Annotated in this window: 3 protein-coding genes; 2 read left to right on the forward strand and 1 reads right to left on the reverse strand. The window is 67.3% G+C overall.

The genetic code is table 11. The features are described from left to right. Positions 1 to 533 (reverse strand): glycosyltransferase family 2 protein (locus VGE27_RS16860; RefSeq protein ID WP_331050843.1); only part of this gene is annotated, 533 nt, incomplete at its 3' end. A gap of 154 nt (positions 534 to 687) precedes the next feature. On the opposite strand from VGE27_RS16860, the gene VGE27_RS16865 reads away from it, so the two are divergent. Together VGE27_RS16865 and VGE27_RS16870 are read left to right on the forward strand one after the other, a co-directional pair. Next, a complete protein-coding gene (locus VGE27_RS16865; protein ID WP_331050844.1) occupies positions 688 to 1,278 on the forward strand; it encodes a hypothetical protein in 591 nt (196 codons plus the stop codon). Between the two features lie 8 nt (positions 1,279 to 1,286). Continuing rightward, positions 1,287 to 2,038 (forward strand): hypothetical protein (locus VGE27_RS16870; RefSeq protein WP_331050845.1); only part of this gene is annotated, 752 nt, incomplete at its 3' end.

Consider the following 2,038-nt stretch of genomic DNA (forward strand, 5'->3'; position numbering starts at 1 on the left):
CCCGCTGCCCGCAGGGCGTCACGGAGGGCGGCGATGCGCACGAGGCGCATGGACGCCGTCAGGTCGCGCACGTCGTCCACCCGCACAAACGGCCGCATGGCCCAATGGGCGGCACGGAACAGGCGGCGCACCGGCACGGGCGCGTCGGCGACCACCGTGCGTTCGCCCACCACGAGGTCAGCCCCGCCCTCGAAACGCCGTGCAAACTCCGGCACCAGGACCGGCGGGTCGGTGAAGTCACCCTGCATCAGCAACACCGCGTCGCGTCGCGGGTATCGCGTGGCGTTGGCGATGTGACGGAGCAGCGCCTCTGTGGCGCCTGCATACCCCAGACGCTGTGTCCCGCGCAGGACACGAACCGGCATGGCGCGCTCGTACTGCTCGGCGACCGTTGCCGTTTCGTCCGTGCTGGCGTCGTCGTAAACGACGACTTCGTACTCGCGGGGGAACTCGGCGAGGACCGTGCGGAGCCGCCACAGCAACACGCCGATGGTGGCAACCTCGTTGTACGCGGGGATGGCGAGGTAGAGCACGGGACCAGTTACGGGGACTAAGGTGCCCCGGAGAAACCCGGGACGGGGTTGACTGGTCCGATAATAACAGCCCGGGGGCGTCGGCGGTGCTGTTTCGGCAGCAGAGCGTCCCGTGGCGTTCCCGCCCCGCGTCGTCCCTCATAGTTTCCCACTCATGCTTGACGAGCTTCGCGACGCGCTGGGCGCGTTCTCAACCCGCCTCAACCCCGATGAGCGCCGCCGCGCCACCCACGGCATGCGCGAGGCGCTTGTGCACGCCAAGCTGGGTCTCAAGGACCTGGCCGCTGCGGTGGCCGCCACCGAGGCGCGGTTGCAGGTGGAACGCACCGAACTCGAGACGGTGCGACGCCGTATGGGCTACGCGGCCGAGATCGATGATGCGGAGACAGTGGCCATTGCGGAACGGTTTGCTGCGCAGCACGCTGAGCGGGTGGCGATGCTCGAGACCAAGCTGATGGCGCAGCAGCAGGAGCTGACGGTAACGGAGCGCGAGTACGAGGCGATGAGCGTCGAGTTGCGACGACTGATGTCCGGCCTGCCGGCGCAGGATCCCTCAGCATCACCGGAAGCGGCTGCAGCACGGGAACTCGACGAACTCTTTGACGAGGGCCTGTCATCAGGAACCGACGCCGGTCGCGGGCACACCGGCGCGCCCGGGGGCGGTCCGGTCCGACGTACCCGTGCCGAAAAAGAAGCGGACGCCGAATCCCGTCTGGCCGACCTGAAGCGGCGCATGGGGAAGTGATCCGGCGCTTGTCGCGCACCCTGTGCGCCCGCCTGTCGTCCGCGTCGCGCCCCACGCTGTGTGCTACGCTCTGCGCTGCGTTCGCGGCCAAGAGTGCAGCCGCGCAGAACATGCGTCCGGACTCTTCGCGTGCGCGCCCGACAACGAGCCAGGGCCGATTGGCGGTGACAGGGTGTTCGGGACAGCCCATCAGCGACATCGTCGTGTTGGCACAGCCGCCGTTCAAGGATCGCTTGCCTCCGCAGCTTGAGTGGGGGCGCGCGCTCGCCCGCACACTGCACATGGAAACGCGTGATGAAGTGATCCGACGTTTCCTGCTGTTCAAAGTTGGGGATCAGTGCAACCAGATCAAACGCGCCGAGTCGGAGCGCATCCTGCGTGCGCAGCCGTTCCTGGTGGATGCGCGCATCCGGGCATACGACGACGAAAAGGGCGGTGTGCGTCTCGAGGTGGAAACACGAGACGATTTCAGTCTGATCGTGGAGCCGCGCGTGCGCGCGAGCTCGCCGCAGTTCCGGGGCATCCGCCTGGGTGATGCCAATCTGAACGGCTCCGCCACGCTTGCTGCGGTGGAATGGCGCGACGGACTCGCATACAACGACGTGCTGGGCGTGGAATTCAGCGACTACCAGTTTGGTGGTGGACGCAATGAGTTGCACCTCGTGGGTCGTCGCAACACGTTCGGGCAGCGCATGGAGCTCGAGATCGTGCGGCCGTACTACACCGACCTGCAGCGGTTCGCATGGCAGGCGTCGGTGGG

Origin of the sequence: Gemmatimonas sp. (genome assembly GCF_036405635.1) — a bacterium.
Taxonomy (GTDB): domain Bacteria; phylum Gemmatimonadota; class Gemmatimonadetes; order Gemmatimonadales; family Gemmatimonadaceae; genus Gemmatimonas.